Annotated in this window: 22 protein-coding genes; 10 read left to right on the top strand and 12 right to left on the bottom strand. The window is 59.7% G+C overall.

Annotated features, from left to right (window positions below; translation table 11 throughout):
• Positions 1-97: 97 nt before the first annotated feature.
• Both ACIOZM_RS08770 and ACIOZM_RS08765 read right to left on the bottom strand, forming a co-directional pair.
• The gene (locus tag ACIOZM_RS08770) at positions 98-766 is read right to left on the bottom strand and encodes an HAD-IA family hydrolase (RefSeq protein WP_401212090.1); all 669 of its coding nucleotides are present in this window, start codon (positions 764-766) and stop codon (positions 98-100) included.
• A 78-nt stretch (positions 767-844) separates the two neighbouring features.
• Positions 845-1258, bottom strand: coding sequence for a response regulator (locus tag ACIOZM_RS08765; RefSeq protein WP_401212087.1), 414 nt, complete (start codon positions 1256-1258; stop codon positions 845-847).
• A gap of 199 nt (positions 1259-1457) precedes the next feature.
• Here ACIOZM_RS08765 and ACIOZM_RS08760 point away from each other — a divergent pair, with 199 nt between their 5' ends.
• Positions 1458-2399 carry a class I SAM-dependent methyltransferase gene (locus ACIOZM_RS08760; protein ID WP_401212084.1) on the top strand — a complete coding sequence of 314 codons (942 nt, stop codon included), beginning with the start codon at positions 1458-1460 and terminating at the stop codon, positions 2397-2399.
• A gap of 112 nt (positions 2400-2511) precedes the next feature.
• On the opposite strand, the gene ACIOZM_RS08755 is transcribed toward ACIOZM_RS08760, so the two are convergent.
• Positions 2512-3285: a LuxR C-terminal-related transcriptional regulator gene (locus ACIOZM_RS08755; RefSeq protein WP_401212081.1), complete on the bottom strand. Its 774-nt coding sequence runs from the start codon at positions 3283-3285 to the stop codon at positions 2512-2514.
• A 110-nt stretch (positions 3286-3395) separates the two neighbouring features.
• Here ACIOZM_RS08755 and ACIOZM_RS08750 point away from each other — a divergent pair, with 110 nt between their 5' ends.
• Together ACIOZM_RS08750 and ACIOZM_RS08745 are read left to right on the top strand one after the other, a co-directional pair.
• Entirely contained in the window at positions 3396-4499 is a 1104-nt protein-coding gene (locus ACIOZM_RS08750; protein WP_401212078.1) for a polyamine ABC transporter substrate-binding protein, read from the top strand.
• A gap of 161 nt (positions 4500-4660) precedes the next feature.
• Positions 4661-5779, top strand: coding sequence for a P1 family peptidase (locus ACIOZM_RS08745; protein WP_401212075.1), 1119 nt, complete (start codon positions 4661-4663; stop codon positions 5777-5779).
• A gap of 370 nt (positions 5780-6149) precedes the next feature.
• On the opposite strand, the gene ACIOZM_RS08740 is transcribed toward ACIOZM_RS08745, so the two are convergent.
• Positions 6150-6836 (bottom strand): GNAT family N-acetyltransferase, encoded by a 687-nt coding sequence (locus ACIOZM_RS08740; RefSeq protein WP_401212072.1) that lies wholly within the window; start codon positions 6834-6836, stop codon positions 6150-6152.
• Between the two features lie 138 nt (positions 6837-6974).
• Here ACIOZM_RS08740 and ACIOZM_RS08735 point away from each other — a divergent pair, with 138 nt between their 5' ends.
• Together ACIOZM_RS08735 and ACIOZM_RS08730 are read left to right on the top strand one after the other, a co-directional pair.
• A complete protein-coding gene (locus ACIOZM_RS08735) occupies positions 6975-7298 on the top strand; it encodes a YXWGXW repeat-containing protein (RefSeq protein ID WP_401212069.1) in 324 nt (107 codons plus the stop codon).
• A gap of 42 nt (positions 7299-7340) precedes the next feature.
• Entirely contained in the window at positions 7341-7553 is a 213-nt protein-coding gene (locus ACIOZM_RS08730; RefSeq protein ID WP_401212066.1) for a YXWGXW repeat-containing protein, read from the top strand.
• A 15-nt stretch (positions 7554-7568) separates the two neighbouring features.
• Here ACIOZM_RS08730 and ACIOZM_RS08725 read toward each other — a convergent pair whose 3' ends face one another.
• Both ACIOZM_RS08725 and ACIOZM_RS08720 read right to left on the bottom strand, forming a co-directional pair.
• The gene (locus ACIOZM_RS08725) at positions 7569-8126 is read right to left on the bottom strand and encodes a YceI family protein (RefSeq protein ID WP_401212063.1); all 558 of its coding nucleotides are present in this window, start codon (positions 8124-8126) and stop codon (positions 7569-7571) included.
• Positions 8127-8292: 166 nt separating this feature from the next.
• Positions 8293-9654 carry an MATE family efflux transporter gene (locus tag ACIOZM_RS08720; protein ID WP_401212060.1) on the bottom strand — a complete coding sequence of 454 codons (1362 nt, stop codon included), beginning with the start codon at positions 9652-9654 and terminating at the stop codon, positions 8293-8295.
• Between the two features lie 176 nt (positions 9655-9830).
• On the opposite strand from ACIOZM_RS08720, the gene ACIOZM_RS08715 reads away from it, so the two are divergent.
• Complete coding sequence (locus tag ACIOZM_RS08715; protein WP_401212057.1) at positions 9831-10391, top strand: chorismate mutase; 561 nt, start codon at positions 9831-9833, stop codon at positions 10389-10391.
• A 122-nt stretch (positions 10392-10513) separates the two neighbouring features.
• Positions 10514-10876: a hypothetical protein gene (locus tag ACIOZM_RS08710; protein WP_401212054.1), complete on the top strand. Its 363-nt coding sequence runs from the start codon at positions 10514-10516 to the stop codon at positions 10874-10876.
• Positions 10877-11048: 172 nt separating this feature from the next.
• Here the strand turns inward: ACIOZM_RS08710 and ACIOZM_RS08705 are convergent, their stop codons facing one another.
• Together ACIOZM_RS08705 and ACIOZM_RS08700 are read right to left on the bottom strand one after the other, a co-directional pair.
• Positions 11049-12137 (bottom strand): polyamine ABC transporter substrate-binding protein, encoded by a 1089-nt coding sequence (locus ACIOZM_RS08705; protein ID WP_401212051.1) that lies wholly within the window; start codon positions 12135-12137, stop codon positions 11049-11051.
• 49 nt (positions 12138-12186) lie between these two features.
• Positions 12187-13488 carry an NAD(P)/FAD-dependent oxidoreductase gene (locus tag ACIOZM_RS08700; protein ID WP_401212048.1) on the bottom strand — a complete coding sequence of 434 codons (1302 nt, stop codon included), beginning with the start codon at positions 13486-13488 and terminating at the stop codon, positions 12187-12189.
• 157 nt (positions 13489-13645) lie between these two features.
• Between ACIOZM_RS08700 and ACIOZM_RS08695 the strand changes: the two genes are divergently transcribed.
• The gene (locus ACIOZM_RS08695; RefSeq protein WP_401212045.1) at positions 13646-14524 is read left to right on the top strand and encodes a LysR family transcriptional regulator; all 879 of its coding nucleotides are present in this window, start codon (positions 13646-13648) and stop codon (positions 14522-14524) included.
• A gap of 9 nt (positions 14525-14533) precedes the next feature.
• Here ACIOZM_RS08695 and ACIOZM_RS08690 read toward each other — a convergent pair whose 3' ends face one another.
• The gene (locus tag ACIOZM_RS08690; RefSeq protein ID WP_401212042.1) at positions 14534-14941 is read right to left on the bottom strand and encodes a c-type cytochrome; all 408 of its coding nucleotides are present in this window, start codon (positions 14939-14941) and stop codon (positions 14534-14536) included.
• Positions 14942-15004: 63 nt separating this feature from the next.
• Entirely contained in the window at positions 15005-16336 is a 1332-nt protein-coding gene (locus ACIOZM_RS08685; RefSeq protein WP_401212039.1) for a PLP-dependent aminotransferase family protein, read from the bottom strand.
• A 90-nt stretch (positions 16337-16426) separates the two neighbouring features.
• Here ACIOZM_RS08685 and ACIOZM_RS08680 point away from each other — a divergent pair, with 90 nt between their 5' ends.
• Positions 16427-17320 (top strand): DMT family transporter, encoded by an 894-nt coding sequence (locus ACIOZM_RS08680; protein ID WP_401212036.1) that lies wholly within the window; start codon positions 16427-16429, stop codon positions 17318-17320.
• Between the two features lie 3 nt (positions 17321-17323).
• Here the strand turns inward: ACIOZM_RS08680 and ACIOZM_RS08675 are convergent, their stop codons facing one another.
• Positions 17324-18142, bottom strand: a complete 819-nt coding sequence (locus ACIOZM_RS08675; RefSeq protein WP_401212034.1) for a cupin domain-containing protein — start codon at positions 18140-18142, stop codon at positions 17324-17326.
• A 132-nt stretch (positions 18143-18274) separates the two neighbouring features.
• On the opposite strand from ACIOZM_RS08675, the gene ACIOZM_RS08670 reads away from it, so the two are divergent.
• Positions 18275-18787 (top strand): carboxymuconolactone decarboxylase family protein, encoded by a 513-nt coding sequence (locus ACIOZM_RS08670; RefSeq protein ID WP_401212031.1) that lies wholly within the window; start codon positions 18275-18277, stop codon positions 18785-18787.
• A 159-nt stretch (positions 18788-18946) separates the two neighbouring features.
• On the opposite strand, the gene ACIOZM_RS08665 is transcribed toward ACIOZM_RS08670, so the two are convergent.
• On the bottom strand, positions 18947-20392 hold the full coding sequence (locus ACIOZM_RS08665) for a SulP family inorganic anion transporter (protein ID WP_401212028.1): 1446 nt from the start codon (positions 20390-20392) through the stop codon (positions 18947-18949).
• Between the last annotated feature and the right edge of the window lie 82 nt (positions 20393-20474).

Genomic DNA, 20474 nt, shown 5'->3' with positions numbered 1-20474 from the left:
GCCTGCTGGCGATGAGGCCTGCAAATCCAAAAGCCTTGTCGCCTGACACTCCGCTATCGCCAGCAGGCTGGCTCCCACAGGGCTTTATCGATGCCGGTTAACGGGTTTCCAAACGCAATTTGCCGTCCGCATCGACGTCCACGCTCAGCGTTTCATAGCTGGCCATCGTCGCGTGCTGCGTTTCAATCGGATGTTGATGCGTGGTGGTGACGACCAACAGCGCAGCGCCTGCGGCTTCAGCCGCCTGAATACCCACGGCAGCGTCTTCGAAGATCAGGCATTCACCTACTTCAAGCCCTAGACGTTTGGCTGCTAGTCGATAACCAGCGGGATCGGGCTTACCGGCAGTGACATCCTCGGCAGTAACCATCACCGCAGGCTCGGAAATCCCCGCCGCCGCCATACGCCGCAGTGCCAGATCACGCGGCGCCGAAGTCACCATCGCCCAACGGTTCGCAGGCAACGAATTGAGAAACGCCTGCGCGCCGGGGATTTCGATGATGCCTTCAACGTCGTCGATTTCCGCTTGAGCGATGAACGCGGCTTGCGCTTCGGCATCCACGCCCGGCAGGTTCAGGCGATTGATGGTATCAATGGCCCGCGCGCCATGAATGGTCGGCAAAAACGTTTCGACGTCCACCCCGTGGCGCACGGCCCAGGCAGACCAGACGCGCTCGGCAGCGGCAATGGAGTTGAGGACGGTGCCGTCCATGTCGAACAGGAACGCGCCAAACGCGCGGTTGAAAATGGTGTCGTGAGCAGACAAAGGGTCGAGTCCTCTGGCAAGGGGCCGGGCAGATTTGCCCGGCAATGTAGCATTAGCGCGGCGGATCGACCCAGCCTGTCAGTGCAGACTCGGCGTCTTCGACTTGAACGCGCTTTCCACACAATCCAGCAACTGCCCGATTGCCCAAGGCTTCTTGATGAACGCCACCGGACGCTTCACCCCGGAAGTCTCGGGGGTTTCATAACCGGACATGACCATCACCGGTTTGTCCGGCCAGCGCTCGCCGACCAGATTGGCCAGATCCGCGCCGTTGAGGGTGCCGGGCATGGTGATGTCGGTCAGCAACAGCGCGACTTCCGGCGCGTGTTCCTCGAGATATTTACTGGCCGCATCCGCACTGGTCTGCGGTTCAACCAAAAAACCTTCCTCCTGAAGAATTTCGCAAAGAAACTCCAGAATCAACGGATCATCCTCGACCACCAGAATCAACCCGCCAGGAAGGTGCGCGCTCGCCGTCGGTGTTGGGCTCATGTAGTGGCACTCCCTGATTTACATTAACGATTTAGCGGCTCAAATCCGCTGCTTATCTGGTATGAGCAGCAGGCCCGGCATTAATTCATTTTTGATACAGCTCTTTTCTAAATGGTCAGTCTTACGCTTTACCAGCGGGCGTTCGCGGCCGCTCATTTGTGGTTAAAATGCCAGCCCTTTTGCTTGCCGATCGTGACTGATGAACCCTGAAGCCCTCGCCACCCTCCGCGCCCACTTGTTGCCAGCCCTTGCAGCGGCGCCAAGCGAAACCCGTCGTTTGTTCCACGGGCGTGGACGTTGCTGGCCGGGTCTGGAACAGGTCACGGTGGACTGGCTGCAAGGTGTGGTGCTGGTGTCGCTGTTCAAGGAACCGCCATCCGAGCAGCTCGAAGCGCTGAAGCAATTGCTGATGGACATCAGCACCAGCGCCGAGTGGCAACAGTCCGGCGCGCACACTTTGCTGATTCAACATCGCTACCTGCCGCAAAGCACCGCCGAATGGCTGTTGGGCAATGAAATCGATGAGATGGGCATTGTTGAAGGTGGCTTGCAGTATCGGGTCGATCTGGGCCGCAAGCAGAACGCCGGGCTGTTTCTCGACATGCGTTACGGACGCAACTGGGTGCGCGAGCAGGCTGCCGGCAAACGCGTGCTGAACCTGTTCGCCTACACCTGCGGTTTTTCCGTGGCGGCCATCGCCGGCGGCGCGAGCCATGTGGTCAACCTCGACATGTCCCGCGCGGCGCTGAGCCGTGGCCGCGATAACCATCGGGTGAACGGGCATGACGTGAGCAAGGTGAGTTTCCTCGGCCACGACCTGTTCAAGTCCTGGGGCAAGGTGATCAACAGCGGTCCGTATGATCTGGTGATCATCGATCCGCCGTCGTTCCAGAAAGGCAGCTTTCTGCTGACCAAGGATTATCGGCGCGTGCTGCGTCGCCTGCCGGAACTGCTTACCCCGCAGGGCACGGTGCTGGCGTGCATGAACGATCCGGCGTTTGGTTCGGACTTTTTGATCGATGGCGTGATGCAGGAAGCGCCGAGCCTGCGCTTCGAGCAGCGCCTGGACAATCCACCGGAATTCCCCGACATCGACCCGGAAAGCGGCCTCAAGGCCCTGATCTTCAAACGCCTCGAATAACCCAACACAACCCCTGTAGGAACTGCGGAACGCTGCGATCTTTTGATCTTGTTTGTGAAAAGCAAGATCAAAAGATCGCAGCGTTCCGCAGTTCCTACAGGGTTATGTGTTTTTAGTGGGGGCGTAGCACCAGGGCGAACAGTTCGCCGTGCCCGGTGACATTAAGCTTGTGATACAGGTTGCGCCGATGGACTTTGACCGTCTCCGGCGAAATGCCCATCTGCTGCGCCATCGCCTTGCTGGAGAAGCCTTGCAGGATCAACCGGGCGGTGTCGATTTCGCGGGTCGTCAGCCGTGCGTCGAAGCGATCAAGCAAGGTCGCCAAATCACCCACCGGCGCCTCAATAACCGGCCCTTGCGCCGGCAACAACTGCACATGCCGACGCATCGCCGCCAGCACCCAGTCCCGAACGCAAAGCAAGCGCCCCTGCTCGGCCAGATCGAACGGCGAGTCGCGCCCGAGTGACAACCCGAGTACGCCGCCCTCGACGTTGATCATGAATTGCAGCTCATCCGCGCCGACCACCGAGCGAAAGTAGCTCTGGTAATACTCGCTTTGCAGAAACTGGTCCGGCGCCACCGAGGCCAGGCTGTGCAAGCCATCGGCAAGCCCTGCCGACGCTGCCTGATAAAACGGATCGAGCAGGTACATGCCAGCGCAATAACCGGCCAGATCCTCCTGTTCATCAGCCCGGCCTTTGCTGTCGAAATCGATCAGCAAGCGCGGCGCCTGCCCCGGCGACATCAGCGCGACCAGGGCGTTATCCAGCGGCACCAGCAATCGCAGCGTATCGACCAGCGCCCGCCAGAAACCCGCCTGCCCGACCCCGGCAAACACCCGCGCCAGACTTTGATGCACCGGCAACTCCTGCAACAACGCGTCCACGCTCTACCCCTTTTGAGTAACCCATGATGGGAATGGGTCCGGCACAGCCCGCCCGATAGGCTGACGGCTCCTGTTCATCACCGGCCTGCACAGGCCAGGAGTGCCGCATCATGCGTCGTCATCACGGGTATATCAACCTGGGCCTGACTGCCTGTCTGTCTGCCGTAATCACCGCAAATGCGGCCGATGCGCCGACCGTGCATGTCTACAACTGGTACGACTACATCGGCCCCACTACCCTGCACGATTTCAAACGCGACAGCGGCATCGAACCGGTCTACGACACCTTCGACAGCGCCGAAGTGCTGGAAGGCAAATTGATGACCAGCCGCAGTGGCTATGACGTGGTGGTAGCGAGCAACTACAGCCTGCCGACCCTGATCAAGGCCGGCGCCCTCGCCCCGCTGCCCCGCGAGCAATTGCCAGGCTGGAAGAACCTCGACAGCGATCTGCTGAGCAAACTGGCCAACAACGACCCGGGCAACCAGTACGCCGTGCCGTATCTGTGGGGCACCAACGGCATCGGCTACAACGTCGACAAAGTGCGTGCCGCGCTGGGCGACAAGGCGCCGGTGGATTCGTGGGATCTGGTGTTCAAGGAAGAGAACCTGGCCAAACTCGGCCAGTGCGGCGTGGCGATGCTCGACTCGCCGTCGGAGATGATCCCGGTTGCCCTCCATTACCTCGGTCTGCCGCCGAACAGCACCAACCCCGAGGATTATCAGAAAGCCGAAGCGTTGCTGCTGAAGTTGCGTCCGCATATCGCCTACTTCAACTCGTCGAAATTCATCAGTGATTTGTCCAACGGCAATATCTGCGTGGCGGTCGGCTGGTCGGGAGCGATGCTCGAAGCCAAGACCAACGCCGAGCAGGCCGGCAACGGCGTGAAGATCGCCTACAGCCTGCCCAAGGAAGGCGCGCCGGTGTGGTTTGACACGCTGGTGCTGCTCAAGGATGCGCCGCATCCGGCTCAGGGCCTGGCGTTTATCGACTACCTGTTGCGCCCGGAAGTGATTGCGCCGGTTACCGATCATTTGTCCTACCCGAACGGCAATCGACCGGCGACGGCGCTGGTGGCCGAGGCTACTCGTGAGAATCCGGCGGTGTACCCGTCGGCCACGGCGATGGCCACGCTGTTCACCCTTGAACCACTGCCCAAAGCCACCGAACGGGTGCGTACGCGGGTGTGGAGCAAGGTTAAAAACGGCCAGTAAACACACCACACAACCACTGCAAAACCCTGTGGGAGCTGGCTTGCCAGCGATGGCGTCGTCCTCGTCAACATTTATACCGACTGAACCACCGCTATCGCTGGCAAGCCAGCTCCCACAGGATCGGTGACAAGCCCTACCTTTCTGTTAAGAGACAAAAACCAATGAACCCACGTGCTCGTGACTTGAACATCCGCATCGGCCAGATGCAGCCCGGCCCGCTCAACGCCATCACCGATGTGCCCGGCGTGCGCGTCGGCCACAGCAACGTGCGTGGCCGCAGTGACGCCGGCCGCGATATCTGCACCGGGGTCACAGTGATCGAACCCCGAGCCGGCTCGACCAATCAGCAACCGTGTTTCGCCGGGGTGCATGTGCTCAACGGCAATGGCGACGCCACCGGGCTGGAATGGATTCGCGAGGCAGGATTGCTCACCAGCCCCATCGCCTTCACCAACACCCACAGCCTCGGCGTGGTGCGTGATGCGTTGATTGTGCTGGATCGTCAGCAACAGCCCGATGACGGGCGTCTCTACTGGAACATGCCAGTTGTGCTGGAAACCTATGATGGCCTGCTCAACGACATCAACGGTTTTCACGTTCGCCCCGAGCACGTTGCCGAGGCGCTGCACAGCGCGCAAAGCGGCCCAGTCCAGGAAGGTGCGGTCGGTGGCGGCAGCGGCATGATCTGCCATGAATTCAAGGGCGGCATCGGCACCGCGTCGCGCAAGCTGAGCACAGCTCAGGGCGGCTGGACCGTTGGTGCGATTGTGCAGGCCAACCACGGCATTCGCAGCGAGCTGCGGGTCGATGGATATCCAGTCGGGCGCTACATGGAACAGGTCGATTCGCCGTTCCTGCGTGCCTCGTTACCGCATCCGGGCATGGGCTCGATTGTGGTTTGCCTGGCCACCGATGCGCCGTTGTTACCGCATCAATGCACGCGCCTCGCGCAACGGGCCAGCCTCGGCCTGGCGCGTACCGGCGGCGGCAACGAAGACCACAGCGGTGACATCTTCATCGCCTTCGCCACCGGCAACGACCACATTCAGCCAGCAGCCTACGAAGGTAAAGGCGCACCAACCTGCAACGGTTTGCGCATGGTCAACAACGACCACATCAGCGAACTGTTCCTTGCTGCCACCGAGGCGGTTGAAGAAGCAATCATCAATGCTCTGCTGACCAGCAACAGCACCGAAGGCAACGGGCATTCGGTGCCGGGGCTGGATGCTGAAACAATGCTTGCGTCTCTCGCAAAAGCAGGCTGGCCCGGCGCCCGCTAATAACACGCCCCCTGCAGGAGCTGCGGCACGCTGCGATCTTTTGATCTTGCTTTCAAACCAACATCAAAAGATCGCAGCGTGCCGCAGCTCCTACAGGGTCAGGTGAACATTTGGCTACCGAGGTCATGGGGGGGCAGGTGCAATGCCGGACTGAACGCCCGGGCGACTAGTGGTACTTGAGTCGGCCCTTGCGCGCTCCCAGTATAAAGATACGCGGTCGTTTCACTCCTGAGCGGCTGCGTAGGGAGTGGGTGTTCTGAACCCCAAACAAGCCCACTCTTGTTTCACGCGCAGCTTGAGCCTCACGGGCTCTACTCTCCCCATCAAAGAGTCTTGAGGCTCTTTTTTATTTTGCGTTTCTCAAGCGTGCTCAGTGAACCGTCAGGCGCTGGCGGACAAATTCTTCGGTATGGCGGGTGACTTGATCCAGATGCCGGTCGCGCTGTTTCTCGGCGTCGACCATGGCGCGCTTGCCATTCTTTTGCAGCAAATAGGTGTGAATCTGCTGCACTTCCAGTGAGCGGTAAATCGGCATGGTGTCGATAAAACCATGCAAGCCGTTGCTGCGGTAATGCCGGGTGCTCATCAGCACCTGCGTCTCGCGCTGACCGATCACCTCAAACCCGAGGTTCTCGAAGTACGGCACTTTGCCGACGCTGCACGCCAGCTCCGCATGCGGATAATGCCCAACCATCTCGGCCAGCATTTCCCGCGCCACACCCTGGCGCCGATGGCCTTCGCGCACGGCCATGTAAGCAACGCTGCACGCCTCCCAATCGCCCTGCACCGGCAGGTACAAAAGGAAACCGGTGACTTGCTCCGGATCTTCCTCGGCAGTGGCAACCAGCAACTCCACCTCGACACCCTTCTCGCCGTTGAGCGCTTCCAGATACAGATGCATCTCGTAGCCAACCGCGTACTGATAGACGTTGTACAGGAGGTTGCTCGGGCCGAGACCGACCGCGCTGATGTCGGTCAGGTAATCGACCACCATCTGCAAAATCTGGCTGTTGACACCCTCAGGACACGGGGTTTTGAAATGGGTGATGCGTGGCATGGCAAACGGGCTCCGGCGGAAAACCGCAACATCATACCCTGAAGAAAATTTCATCTGCTGAAGATCGGACTTTTCAGCGATTTGGCGTCCAACCCTTTAGCTGCGTTCACTTTTCGACGCAGGCCTTGAGGAGTCTTCATGAGCGTTCTGCGTTCTCTGTTCAAATGGCGAAAAGCTTTGCTGTTGGTGCCGTTGACCCTGGCCACGCTGGCGAGTGCGCCGGTGTTTGCGCAACCCGTGGTCATCGTCCAGCAAGCACCACCGCCGATGCGCATGGAAGTGATGCCCGGTGCCCGGCCCGGCTATGTCTGGGATCAGGGCCATTGGCGTTGGCAAGGACGCGGCTACGTGTGGATACCCGGGCACTGGCAACCGGTGCGATATGGCGCCCGCTGGAAACCGGGACACTGGCAGGCTCGCGGGCCTAACTGGTTCTGGGTAGAAGGTCACTGGGTGCGTTAAGCCCCGATCAGCATGCAAACCTCACTTACCGGAAACATCACCATGTCGCGAACCGTAAAAACCCTGATCAGCGCCACATTGTTGGCGATCACGCTGTCCGGCTGCGTTGTCGCGCCGGCCCGTCCGCATCGACCACCACCGCCAGTGGAAGTGGTGCCAGTGATGCCCGCACCGGGTTATCACTGGGTTAATGGCCATTATCGCTGGGGCGGCAATGAATGGCGCTGGGTGCCGGGCCACTGGCGGGCGTACTGATCCGCAGCTGCGGCGTCACTGTTGTGGCGCCACCACCTTGAACTTGATGGCGATGTCTTTGGAAACCACGGTGTCGGCCCACTCGCCGGCACCGAGTCCGAAATCATCGCGTTTGAGTACCAGTTCGCCGTCGAAGATGCCGATGGCGTTGTCCGGTTTCAACTCCACCGGCACTTGTACTTCGCGGGTGATGCCTTTGACGGTGAGTTTGCCGGCAATCAGATAGTGATTGTCTTTGTCCTGAGTCACGCGGGTCGATTCGAACACCGCCAGCGGGTATTTTTCCGTGTCGAACCACGCCGGTTTCACCAGCTCGGTATTGGCGTCTTCACTTCCGGCGTCAATGCTGCTGAGGTCAATGTGCAACGTGGTGCGGGCGTTGGCGAGGTTGTCGGTGTCGAAGTCCAGCGTTGCGTCGAACTTGCCGAACGTGCCGTACATCCGCGAGCCCATCTGGTTGTAGGTGAAACTGATCTGACTGGCGGTGGTGTTGACCCGAGTGTATTCGACCGCCTGCGCGACCGGCATAACGATCAGGCAACAGACGACAGCCAACAGCAATCGGATCGACATGGGGATTCTCCGGCGCCTGCGTGGGCCTCCATAGACTTAAGCAAACAATTCAGGAACTGCCAACAATCCCCTGTAGGAGCTGCGGCACGCTGCGATCTTTTGATCTTGTTGCTCAAAACCAACATCAAAAGATCGCAGCGTGCCGCAGCTCCGACATAGAGCAAAATCAGACCAGGCGTTCAATCTTCTGATGCTGCCAGACCAGTTTGTAATACAGGGTCTGCAACACCAGCATTCCCAGATATGCCACCGGAAACGCCATCCACACACCCTGCAAACCATACTGCCCATCGAGCCAGTAAGCGGCCGGCAACTGAATACCGACCACGCAGACAATCGCAATCGCCACGGGCACCAACACCGTGCCGCTGGCACGCATGATCCCGCCGATGATCGCCTGGAAGCCGAACACCAACAGGCTCCACAACATAATGTGCAACAAGTGTTCGGCCATCGCCCGCGTCGAATCCTCGGTCAGGAACAACCCGAGCAACCAGTGCGACAACAGATAGCCGAGCACGATCAAACCGCCGGTCAAACACACGTTGATCAACAGCCCGGTGCGCAGTATCGGGCCCATCCGCTCCAGTCGCCCGGCACCGATGGCCTGCGCGCCGAGGATCGAGGCGGTGATCGCAATCGACAGCGCCGGAAACTGCACATAGTTGACGATCTGCGTCACCGCGCCATACGCCGCCGTCGCCTGGGAACCGTGCTGGTTCACCAGCGCCAGAATCACCAGTTCCGACAACGACAGCACAATCATCTGCACGCCAGTCGGCAGACCGATGCGCAACACCTTGCCGAGAATCGCCCCGTCGAGTCGCAGCGCTTTGAAAAACTCCCGATCCGGCGCCAGCGGATGGCCCTTGCGGATCAAGCGCCACGCCAGCCACGCCATCGCCGACAGGTTACCGGCCAGTCCCGCATACGCCGCGCTCTGAATGCCCAGTTGCGGCAAGCCGAACCAGCCACGAATCAGTGCCGGCGTCAGCGCCAGCCCGACACTGGTCGAGACAATCAGCGCCAACAGCGGCGACAGCGTATCGCTGACCCCGCGCAACAACTGGGTGAACAGCACAAACACCAGCATCGACGGCAAAATCCACATCATCACATGCGCATACGCCACCGCATCGTCCAGCACATCGGCCGGCGTGCCGAGGCCCTGCAACGCCTGCCGCGCAAACACACTGCCCAGCACCGCCGCCACCAGCCCGATCATCACCCCGAGCAACAACGTCGCCCCGGCGATAGCCTTGACCATATGCGACTCACGCGCACCCCACGCCTGACCGATCAACACCCCGGCGCCCGCGCCCAGTCCAATGACCAGTGCGATGAAGAAAAAAACGATCGGGAACATTCCCGAGACCGCCGCCAAAGCCTGCGTGCCGAGCATCTGCCCGATGTAGATGCTGTTGATCGTGCCGGACATCGATTGCAGGAAATTCGACAGCACCATCGGCGCGAGAAACAGCAGATAGGTTCGCCAGAGTGGGCGTTGGGCAGCGGCGGCACTTTGCATGGGATTGAGGTCCATCTCGGCTACAGGTTGGCAGGTGAAGGATAGCTTCGGCGAGTTGCCGCCAAGGTGCAATTAACATCTCGGACAGGTGATTATTTTTTCGGGTTTAAACGCGCATGCATCCGCCCAATCGTGATAAAAAACAGGCCTTTTCGCCCGTCATCGAGGCCTCGCCCATGCCCCACGCTCCACGTTTTCTGACTTGCGCCCTGCTCGCGCTGATCGCTGGCAGCGCACACGCCGCCCCGGCACCCGAAACCTTGCAGCCGCTGCTGGTCACGCTAAACGAACGCCTGAACATCGGCGATCTGGTGGCGTTGACCAAGTGGGACAGCGGCAAGCCGATTCAGGACAGCGCTCGTGAAGCACAGGTCATCGCCAATGCCCGGACGCTTGCCAGCGAACGCAAACTCGATCCGGAAGATATCGCGCAGTTGATCGCCGCCCAGATGGAAGCCAACAAACTGGTGCAATACGGGTTGCTCGCGCAATGGCAAGCAGCCGGCGCAGCGCCGAACACGCCGCGCCCGGATCTGGCCAAGCAGATTCGCCCGCGCCTGGATGAACTGCAAACGCGCCTGTTGCAGCAATACGCCGCTTTTGCGCCCTATCGCCAAGACCCGGCTTGCCCGACCTGGCTGGCAAATGCGCGCAACGGTTTGACTCACGACACGCTGCACCAGCTGGCCCTGACCCGCGCCACCGGCGAACTCTGCATTCGGCCAACAGCCCTGTAAACCGCGGCGACGGCATACATCGCTGGCGTCGATAGTCACCATCACGTCAATGAAGTTCTCATAAAAAATCCCGGGCGTAAGATCGGCTCCATACCAAACAACTACCCCCGGAGCACACGATCATGAAACGCCAAACCCTTCTCGGCCTCGCATTCTCGGTTTTCGCAATCAACGCTTTTGCTGCTGTTCCAGCTCACACGATGATCGCCGAAGGCGGTTCGGACAAACTGATCGAAAGTCGTGTGGCTGAAGGGGGTTCGGATCGTCTGCTCGAACGCCGTGTAGCTGAAGGGGGTTCGGATCGTCTGCTCGAACGCCGTGTAGCTGAGGGTGGTTCGGATCGTCTGCTCGAACGCCGTGTTGCCGAAGGTGGTTCGGATCGTCTGCTCGAACGCCGTGTAGCTGAAGGTGGTTCGGATCGTCTGCTCGAACGCCGTGTTGCTGAAGGTGGTTCGGATCGTCTGAACGAACGCCGCGCTGTATAAATCGCTGGCTGTACCAAGCGCAAAAAAGTAGCCCGGCCTGATCAGCCGGGCTTTTTCATGAGCGCAGTGGCTCCCGACTATCACGAAAGGTTATTTTTGCTGCAAACGCCCTCTCGCATCGGGTCGCGAAAGAGCGCCGTTCGTCCGTCACTGGAATGAGTGTTTTACCGACTCAGGTATTGGTCTTCAGTTTGGTCCACAACCGCGTACTCAGCCGCGCAATCGCAGCAGGCAACTCTTCGACGGTGAACAACTTCTCCAGCACGCTTTTTGGCGGATAAATCGCCGGATCGTCTTTAACGTCCGGATTCAAGAACTCATTCGCCGCCGCATTCGGGTTGGCGTAATGGATGCTGTTGCTAATGTTGGCAATCACCTTGGGTTCGAGCAGGTAGTTCATGTAGGCGTAACCGTTTTTCTCATGCGGCGCGCTTTTCGGCATGACCATCATGTCAAACCACAATGTCGTGCCTTCGTCCGGGATCGAGTAAGCGATGTCGATACCGTTTTTCGCTTCTTTGGCGCTCGCGGCAGCCTGGACGATATCGCCGTTGAAACCGATCACCGCGCAGACGTTGCCGTTGGCCAGATCGCTGATGTATTTCGAAGCATGGAAGTACTGAATATACGGACGGATCTTCAGCAATGCCTGCTCGGCCTTTTTATAATCTTGCGGTTCGTGACTGTGTGGCGGCAAGTGCAGATAGTTGAGGGTGATCGGCAGCACCTGTGTCGGGTTATCGATGAACGCTACGCCGCACTGGCTGAGTTTCTTGATGTTTTCCTCATCGAAAAACATCTTCCACGAATGGGTGATATCAGTGTTGCCGAAGATCGCCTTGATCTTTTCGACGTTGTAACCGATGCCAGCAGTGCCCCACATGTACGGATAACCGTACTGATTGCCGGGGTCGTTGACTTGAAGATTTTGCATCAACAGGGGGTCGAGGTTTTTCCAGTTGGGCAACTGCGACTTGTCGAGTTTCTGGATCGCTCCGGCCTTGATCAGACGCGACAGAAAGTGGTTCGACGGGCTGACCACGTCATATCCGGTGTTGCCGGTCATCAACTTGGATTCCAGCACTTCGTTGCTGTCGTGAATGTCGTAAGTGGTCTTGATGCCGGTGGCCTGGGTGAAGTTGGCCAAGGTATCCGGGGCGATGTAGCTGTTCCAGTTGGAGATGTTGACGGTTTCATCGGCGTAAGCGGCCGTCGAACTGGCTGCGAGTGCGACGGCCAGGGAAAGTGAGTTGATGCGCATGTTCTATCACCTGTGTTGAATGGCTTTTGTTCTTGTGCGATGCGGAATTTCAGATTTCTGTTCTGGCCCTGACCGCCTCCACGCGCATGCGAAGCATGGCACCGATATCGAAGAAAGGACGTGGCGGCAGCCAGCCGGGCTCGGCCCGTTGCATCACCGATTGCAGAAGTGGCGAGTCAACGCCGCTCGCCAGTTCCGCGAGCAACCGTCCCCACAAGGTTCCGCGTGCCACGCCCGAGCCATTGCAACCGGCGACGGCAAACATGCCCTCTTGCACCCGTTCAAAAAAGGCCTGACCGCTGCGGGTCGCACTCAAATGGCCGGTCCAGGTGTACTGAATGTCTCGCTCGCCAAGGAACGGAAAGCGCCGTTGCAGTCCGCGAGCATGGTGTTGCCGACGTTGGGCCAGTTCGCTGTTGGACAGATCGCGCGTGCGGTATTCGGCAGTGTTGCGGATCATCACGCGCCGGTCAGGCGTTAACCGTACCGTCGCGCCCAGCGGTCGGGTCGAGAGCACGCCCCACGGCTCGACCGCGCCAATCGATTGAAACTCCCGATCAGTCAACGGCCGCGTGAGGCTGGCGCTGAGTTCCATCGGGAACGTCGCGCTATCGCTGATCCCGACTCGGGGGATGAACGCATTCAGGCACACCAGAACCTGCTTTGCCTCGATGCTGCCATCGACAGCATTGGCCAGCAGACGCCCATGGCTCAGGCGCTCAAGAGCGCTGATATCCGTGTTCTCGAAAACCGTGACGTTATCCGGCAATGCATTGAGCAAGCCCTTTACGTATTTGGCCGGCTGCAGCAGGCCGTTGCCCTGGCCGCACCAGATCGCCGATTCGTAGTGACGGGTACCGAGTTTCGCGGCCAGTTGTTCACCCTGCAAAAACTCGGCGCGGGCACCGAGTGCGCGCAAGGTCGCGAGTTTTGCGTCGACATGATCGAGCTTGGCCGGGTCATTGACCGCAAAGTAGTAACCGCTGTCACGAAAGTCGCAGTCGATGGCATGCCGGGCAATGCGTTGGCGCACTTCTTCGCTGGCTGCGCGGGAAATCTGTGTGTCGATTTCGAACCCGGCGAAACCCGGTGCACCAATCAGCTCACTTGTCGCCGGAAGTTCGTGAGCCACGACAAACCCGGAGTTGCGTGCCGAAGCGCCTTGCGCCGCACGTTGCCGATCCACAACCACGATGCGCGCCTGAGGGTGCATTTCAGCAAGTGTATGAGCGGCACTGAGCCCGGTGATTCCCGCACCGATTACCAGCCAATCGGCGCGTTGCGCACCACTCAGGCGACCGCGCTCCGCTGATCCACCCGCCTGCGCGATCCAGCCACATACGTTTTCCATGCTCACCTCATTGACTATCGTTCTGGGCTTGCTTCTCAACATCCGTCATGCGTGAATCGCATGCTCAACTTGAGAAGACTGCCGCCAGAGCTAAAATCTATAAGGTCTTCGCTGGACCAACCAACGTTATAAAATCATCGAGCCATTCTGAAAACGCATGGATAAAATTCGCCACGTTCCGTCGCTGCAAGCCATGCAAGCGCTGGTTGAAGTCGCTGCTTGCGGCAGCTTCACCCTGGCGGCGCAGAAACTGTGCCTGACCCAAAGCGCCGTGAGCCGGCAGATTCAGCAACTGGAAAGTCATTTCAATGTCGCACTGTTGATCAGAACCAGCCGCAGCCTGCGCCTCACGCCGGAAGGTGAACAGGTACTGGCCAGCGCTCGCAGCATCCTTGAACAACTGAAAACCCTCGAAGAACGCCTCGCCCCGCAGCAACGCCCGTTCCGCATCCGCATGCATGTGTCGCTGGCGGTACGTTGGCTTTTGCCGAAACTCAGCGACTTCTATGTGAGCCATCCAGAGGTCTCACTGGCGATTGAAACCGTCGCCACTGAAGTCGTCGAACCGGCCATCGACAGCGATGCGTACATTCTCTATCTGCCGCAAGCCTCCAGCGACCGGGATTGCCTGACGCTGTTTGAGGAAATGCTGGTGCCGGTGTGTTCACCCGATCTGGCAAATGCGCCACGCTCGATAGAGGAGTTATCGCGCTTTGCGTTGCTGCATCGCTCGGTGGATCGTCAGGCCTGGTTCGAATGGCTGACAGCAAACGACGGCAAACCGCTGGAGGATTACCGGCACATTCCATTCAACCTTGATGAACTGGCACTGGATGCGGCGGCACGAGGATTGGGAGTGGCGGTGACGGACATGACACTGGCGGCGGAGTCGATTGAACGTGGTTTGCTGGTTGTGCCGTTCGGCGAGCCGTTGAACACCGGGGGGATTTATTCGTTGTGTTTGCAGCCTGCGGCGGCTTCACATCCGGCGACCGCGTTGGTCATGCAATGGTTTGCGGCAAAAGCTCAGCAGTAACACACACGCCTACTGGGGATTGGCTTTTGCCGCCGGGGAAAAGGTTTGCAGATAGGCCAACAGATTATCGAGTTTTTCCTCGTCACTCAGCCCCCAGAAGATCATCCGCGTTCCCGGCACCACGCCTTTCGGGTCTTTCAGATACGCCGTCAGGGTTTCACGATCCCAGGTCACGCCTGAGTTTTTCATCGCGTCCGAGTAGACGTAATTTTCCGATGTCCCGGCAGGTCGGCCGATGATCCCGTTGAGTTGCGGGCCGAAGCCCGGACGCGCGGATTCGCCGACCTGGTGGCAACCGCCGCACAGGCGCGGGAAGATCTTTGCGCCAGCTTCCGGGTCGCCGGCTGCCAGCACGGAAGTGCTGAGCAGGCCATTGCAAAGGATCAAGGCAAGAATGAGTGAGGCGGTGTTTTTCATCTGGCGGTCCAAAACGGCGTAATGCAATCGGGCTAAGGCTAACACTTTGTGGCGAGGGAGCTTTTACAGGTAGGCGGCGATGGTCTTTCTGACTTTGATCAATGCCTCGCGTAACTCCTCCATCCCCACCGAGCCCAGCGCCAGGCGGATCGCGTGCGGCACATGCGCCGACACCACAAAAGGCTCGGCACTGGTGACTGAAACCTGTTCGTGCATCAATTCGACGACGATCTGATCGGTGCGCACGTCTTCCGGCAACGGCATCCAGACAAAGTACGACGACGGATGGGCAACGTAACGCAGCCCTTTGAGCAACCCGGCGGCCAGCGCCTGACGGGCCTGTGCGTCATTGCGCTTTTGCGCTTCAAGCACGGTGACGGTACCGTCGTCGAGCCAACCGCAGGCAATCGCGGTCATCACTCCGGGAGTGTTCCAGGTGGTGGCGCGGATGATCCGTTCCAGCGCCGGCACGGTTTGCGCGGGCGCGGCGATAAAGCCGACGCGCAACCCGGTGGCGATGCTCTTCGAAATACCCGACACATAAACCGTGCGCTCCGGTGCCAGATCGATCAGCGGACGTGGTGGGTTTTCGACCAGAAAGGCGTAGGCCGCGTCTTCGATAATCGTCAGATCATGCTTGCGGGCAATCGCGACCAGTTGCTCGCGTTGTTCGATTGGCGTCACCCAGCCCAGCGGATTGTGCAGCGTCGGCATGCAGTAAATGGCCCGCACCGAGCGCTGGCGGCAAAGTTTTTCCAGCGCCTGAAGATCCGGCCCGTGCTCGGTGACAGGAATCGCCACTATCTCCAGATGCAGCGCTTCGGCCAGCACTTTGAAGCCCGAATAGGTCAGCGCATCCGCGGCAATCACATCACCGGGTTTGAGCAGCGCCATCATCGTCACCGCGAGGCCCTGCTGGGCACCGTTGACGATCAGCACTTGCTCGGCATCAACGCTTACCCCACGGGTTTTCAGGTGTTTGGCGACAGATGCCCGCTCATGGGCGCGACCGGCGTGCGGCTGGTAACGCAGCAGAGCCTCCAGATCGCCGGACAATGCCAACTGGCGCAACGCGGTGCGTAACAAATCAGCCTGACCGGGTAATGACGGATAGTTGAAATTCAGATCGATCATGCCGACCGCGACATCTTTCTGATCGATGCCCTGCCCCGGCGACAACGAGGTTTCCCGAACGAACGTGCCGCGCCCGGACTCACCGCTGACCAGTCCCATCGCCTCCAACTCCGCATACACCCGCGAAGCCGTAACCAGCGCCAACCCTTCGCGGGCGGCCAATTGTCGATGCGTGGGCAACCGGGTTCCGGGCGACAGCAGGCCCGAACGGATGTCCGCTGCGTAAGCATCAACCAGCGTCTTGTAACGGGAGCGCGGCATGTCGACTGTATCCATGACGATTTTTTGATTGTGCTGATTCTCAGCCATAGGATTCAACCGACGCAACCCCACTTTCGAGCGTGATCGCACATGGAACGAACCTCGCACCTGCCTCACCCGGCACTGGAAAAAACCAGCGGCTGGATCAACGGTTTCATCGGCGTGCTGATCTTCAGCGGTTCGCTGCCGGCCACGCGCCTGGCGGTGATGGAGTTCGATCCGGTGTTTCTCACGGTCGCCCGCGCGGCCATAGCCGGGGTGCTGGCGCTGTGCCTGTTGTGGTTGTTTCGCGAGCGCCGACCGGCACGCGATCAGTGGCTGTCGTTGTTGATTGTCGCCATGGGCGTGGTGTTGGGTTTTCCGCTGCTGACCGCGCTGGCGCTGCAACACGTGACGTCGGCCCATTCGATTGTGTTTGTAGGATTGCTGCCGCTGGCGACGGCGATTTTCGCTGTGCTGCGTGGCGGTGAGCGCCCGCGCCCGGTGTTCTGGATCTTCTCGGTGCTGGGCAGTGCGCTCGTGGTCGGCTTCGCGATGTCCCGAGGTCTGACCGCCTCGCCTACCGGTGATTTGCTGATGCTGGCGGCGATTATCGCCTGCGGTCTTGGTTATGCCGAAGGTGCAAAACTGTCGCGAACCTTAGGTGGCTGGCAGGTGATCTGCTGGGCGCTGGTGTTGTCTTTGCCGGTGATGGCGTTGTCGAGTCTGTGGCTGGCGCCCGCCACGTTCAGCGGCATCAGCCTTCCGGCGTGGCTGAGTCTGGCCTATGTTTCGCTGTTCAGCATGCTGATCGGTTTTGTGTTCTGGTATCGCGGACTGGCCCAGGGCGGAATCGCGGCGGTTGGGCAGTTGCAATTACTGCAACCGTTTTTCGGCCTGGCGCTGGCGGCGACGTTGCTGCACGAACAAGTCAGCCTTGGCATGCTCGCGGTGACTTTGGGCGTGATTCTGTGTGTGGCGGGCGCGAAGAAGTTCGCCAAATGAAGTTCAAGCCTCGCCAGCCTTCCACTCGCGAGGGCTGAGCCCGGTCTTGCGGCGAAACGCCCGGGCCAGCGCTGAAGGACTTTCGTAACCGACCTCCTCGGCAATCAACGCAATTGGCTTGCCTTCGCGCAGACGCTTCTGCGCCAGACTGACCCGCCAATTCACCAGATAATCGGCGGGCGACTGGCCCACCACCCGACGAAACTGCTCGGCAAACCCGGCCCGCGACAGGTTCGCGGCAGCCGCCAGTTCGGCCACGCTCCACGGCGTGGCCGGTTGCTCATGCATCAGGTTCAAAGCGCGGGACAAGCGCGGATCGGCCAGCCCTGCGATCATCCCCGGTTGTTGTTCGCGACGGCTGATGAGGTGGCGCAACAGCAGAATGACCAGCACCTCGAACAACCGATCCAAGACCGCCATATGCCCGCAATGCCCTTCAGATGCTTCCTTGAACAGCCATTCGAGAGTGGGACCGAGTTCCGGAATTTCAGTCAGTTTCAGCACCAGATAATCCGGCAGCGCCGCCGCCAGCGCATTGCCCGAGCCGCCGTCGAACGTCAGCGTTGCGCACACCACTTTGGTGTCCATCGCCTCGTCGGCGAACATTCGGTGGGCAAAGGGTCTGGGAAAGAAAATCAGCGACGGCTCGTCCAGACGGATCTCACGCTCAATGCCAGGCTTGAGCAACAACTCGCCCGCCTGCAACAGATGCACATGCCCGCACGGCTCGCCCTCATGGACGTTGACGCCGCAGAAGGTGCCGCTATGAAAGGTGCCGGCATTGACGCCGAAATGGCTGAGCAGCGTGGAAAGGCGATCCATGGGCAACTCCCGAGTACGATTCTGGACGATCTGTCGCATATCCTCGACGATATGCATCCAAAGCACCAGTCACGCTGAATAAGATGACCTCCATCCCCGGCGCACAACGCACCGGGATTCTGGAGAGTCACCATGAGCCGCATCACCGCAATCAGCCTCGCCAACGCTACCGACACCACTCGCCCAGTGCTTGAAGGTGTACAGAAGAAAATCGGCTTCCTGCCCAACCTGTTTGCGACACTGGCCAAGGCGCCCGTGGCGCTCGACACCTACGTGCAAGCCTCCGCGACCCTCGGCAAGACTTCTCTGAGCGCCAAGGAAAAAGAAGCGGTGTACCTCGCCACTTCGCAGGTCAACGGTTGCGATTACTGCCTGGCGGCGCACACTTTGTTCGCGAGCAAATCAGGGCTTTCAGCGCAGGACATCGTGGCGGCGCGTCAGGGTGAACTGAATGCCTATGCTGCCCTCGCCTATCAGTTGACTGAAAGTCGTGGTCACTTGAGTGATGAGCAGATTGCGGCAGCCCGCGCTGCCGGTATCGATGACACGAAAATTATCGAGGTGATTGCGCTGGTCGCGGTGCAGACCCTGACCAACTACCTGAACAACACCGCACTGACCGACATCGACTTCCCGGCCATCTAACCCCCTAAACAAACACAAAACCCCTGTGGGAGCTGGCTTGCCAGCGATGAGGCCGGTACATCCGACATTGATGCTGGCTGACCTGACGCCATCGCTGGCAAGCCAGCTCCCACAGGTATTTCTGTTGATTCATTAAATCTGGCGGGATCACCCAAGTCTTCAGGCGTGCTCGACCCCGGCGCGTTTTAGCAGTTTCTTGCAGCGTTCGGACAAGTGAAAAACCTGCAAATCCTTGCCAGCCTTTTCATAGCGCTCGCGCAAGGTTTTCAGCGCAGCAATCGCCGAGTAATCGACAAAGCTCAAATGCCGACAATCAAGCGTGACCCGCGCCGGATCATTGGCCGGATCAAATTGATTGAGGAACGGCGCGGTCGAGGCAAAAAACAATGTGCCATGCAGGCGATAGAGTTTGCTGCCGTCAGCCTCCAGATGCTCGTCGGCGTACAGTTCGCGAGCCTGCTGCCAGGCGAAGTTCAGCGCGGCGATGATGATGCCGCACAGCACCGCTGTCGCCAGATCGGTGAACACGGTAATCGTGGTCACGGCGATGATCACCAGCACATCGTTGAGCGGCACTTTGTTGAGCACGCGCAACGAAGCCCAGGCGAAAGTCTGCTGCGACACCACAAACATCACGCCCACCAGCGCCGCCAGCGGAATGCGCTCGATCAGCGGCGACAGAAACAGAATGAACAGCAGAATCAACACCCCCGCCACCACGCCGGACGTACGTCCGCGCCCACCGGAACTGAGGTTGATCACGGTCTGCCCGATCATCGCGCAACCGCCCATGCCGCCAAACGCACCCGACACTATGTTCGCCGCGCCCAGCGCCACGCACTCACGATCCGGATAACCACGGCTCTCGGTGATTTCGTCGGTGAGGTTGAGGGTCAGCAGGGTTTCCAGCAGACCAACCAGCGCCATCAAAATCGCGTACGGCGCGATGATGCGCAGGGTTTCCAGGTTCCACGGGATATCCGGCAGCGCGAATGTCGGCAAGCCACCGGCGATGTGCGCCATGTCACCAAGGGTGCGAGTCGGCAAGCCGAACAGGTAGACCAGCAGCCCGACGCCGAGGATCGCCACCAAGGCTGGCGGCACGGCGCGGGTCAGGCGCGGGAGGATGTAGACGATGGCCATGGTCAACAGCACCAGCCCGGTCATCAGGTACAAAGGCGTACCGCTGAGCCAGTGTTCACCGGATTTGAAGTGCTCCAGTTGCGCCAGCGCAATGATGATCGCCAGACCGTTGACGAAGCCGAGCATCACCGAATGCGGCACCATCCGCACCAGTTTGCCCAGCCGCAGCAAACCGAACGCCATCATGATCAAACCGCCGAGCAGCACCGTCGCCAGCAGATACTGCACGCCGTGCTGCACCACCAGCGCAACGATGACCACCGCCATCGAACCCGCCGCCCCGGAAACCATTCCCGGCCGACCGCCGAACAACGCGGTCAGCGTGCAAATGATGAAGGCGCCATACAGGCCCATCAACGGGTTGAGGTGGGCCACCAGTGCGAACGCAATGCACTCGGGCAACAGGGCAAAAGAGGTGGTGAGTCCGGCCAGGACATCGGCGCGCAGACGTTTAGCTTTCATGGTTTACCTGACTGGCGACTGACGAGCGTAGTCGCTGTTTTTCGCGGAAAAAAGAGGGTGGCGAATGTTACGGAATTGTTCG

Source organism: Pseudomonas sp. NPDC087346, from assembly GCF_044744235.1.
Classification (GTDB): Bacteria; Pseudomonadota; Gammaproteobacteria; order Pseudomonadales; family Pseudomonadaceae; genus Aquipseudomonas.
The sequence above is the reverse complement of the archived record's forward strand: the minus strand, read 5'-3'. Positions and strand labels throughout refer to the sequence as shown.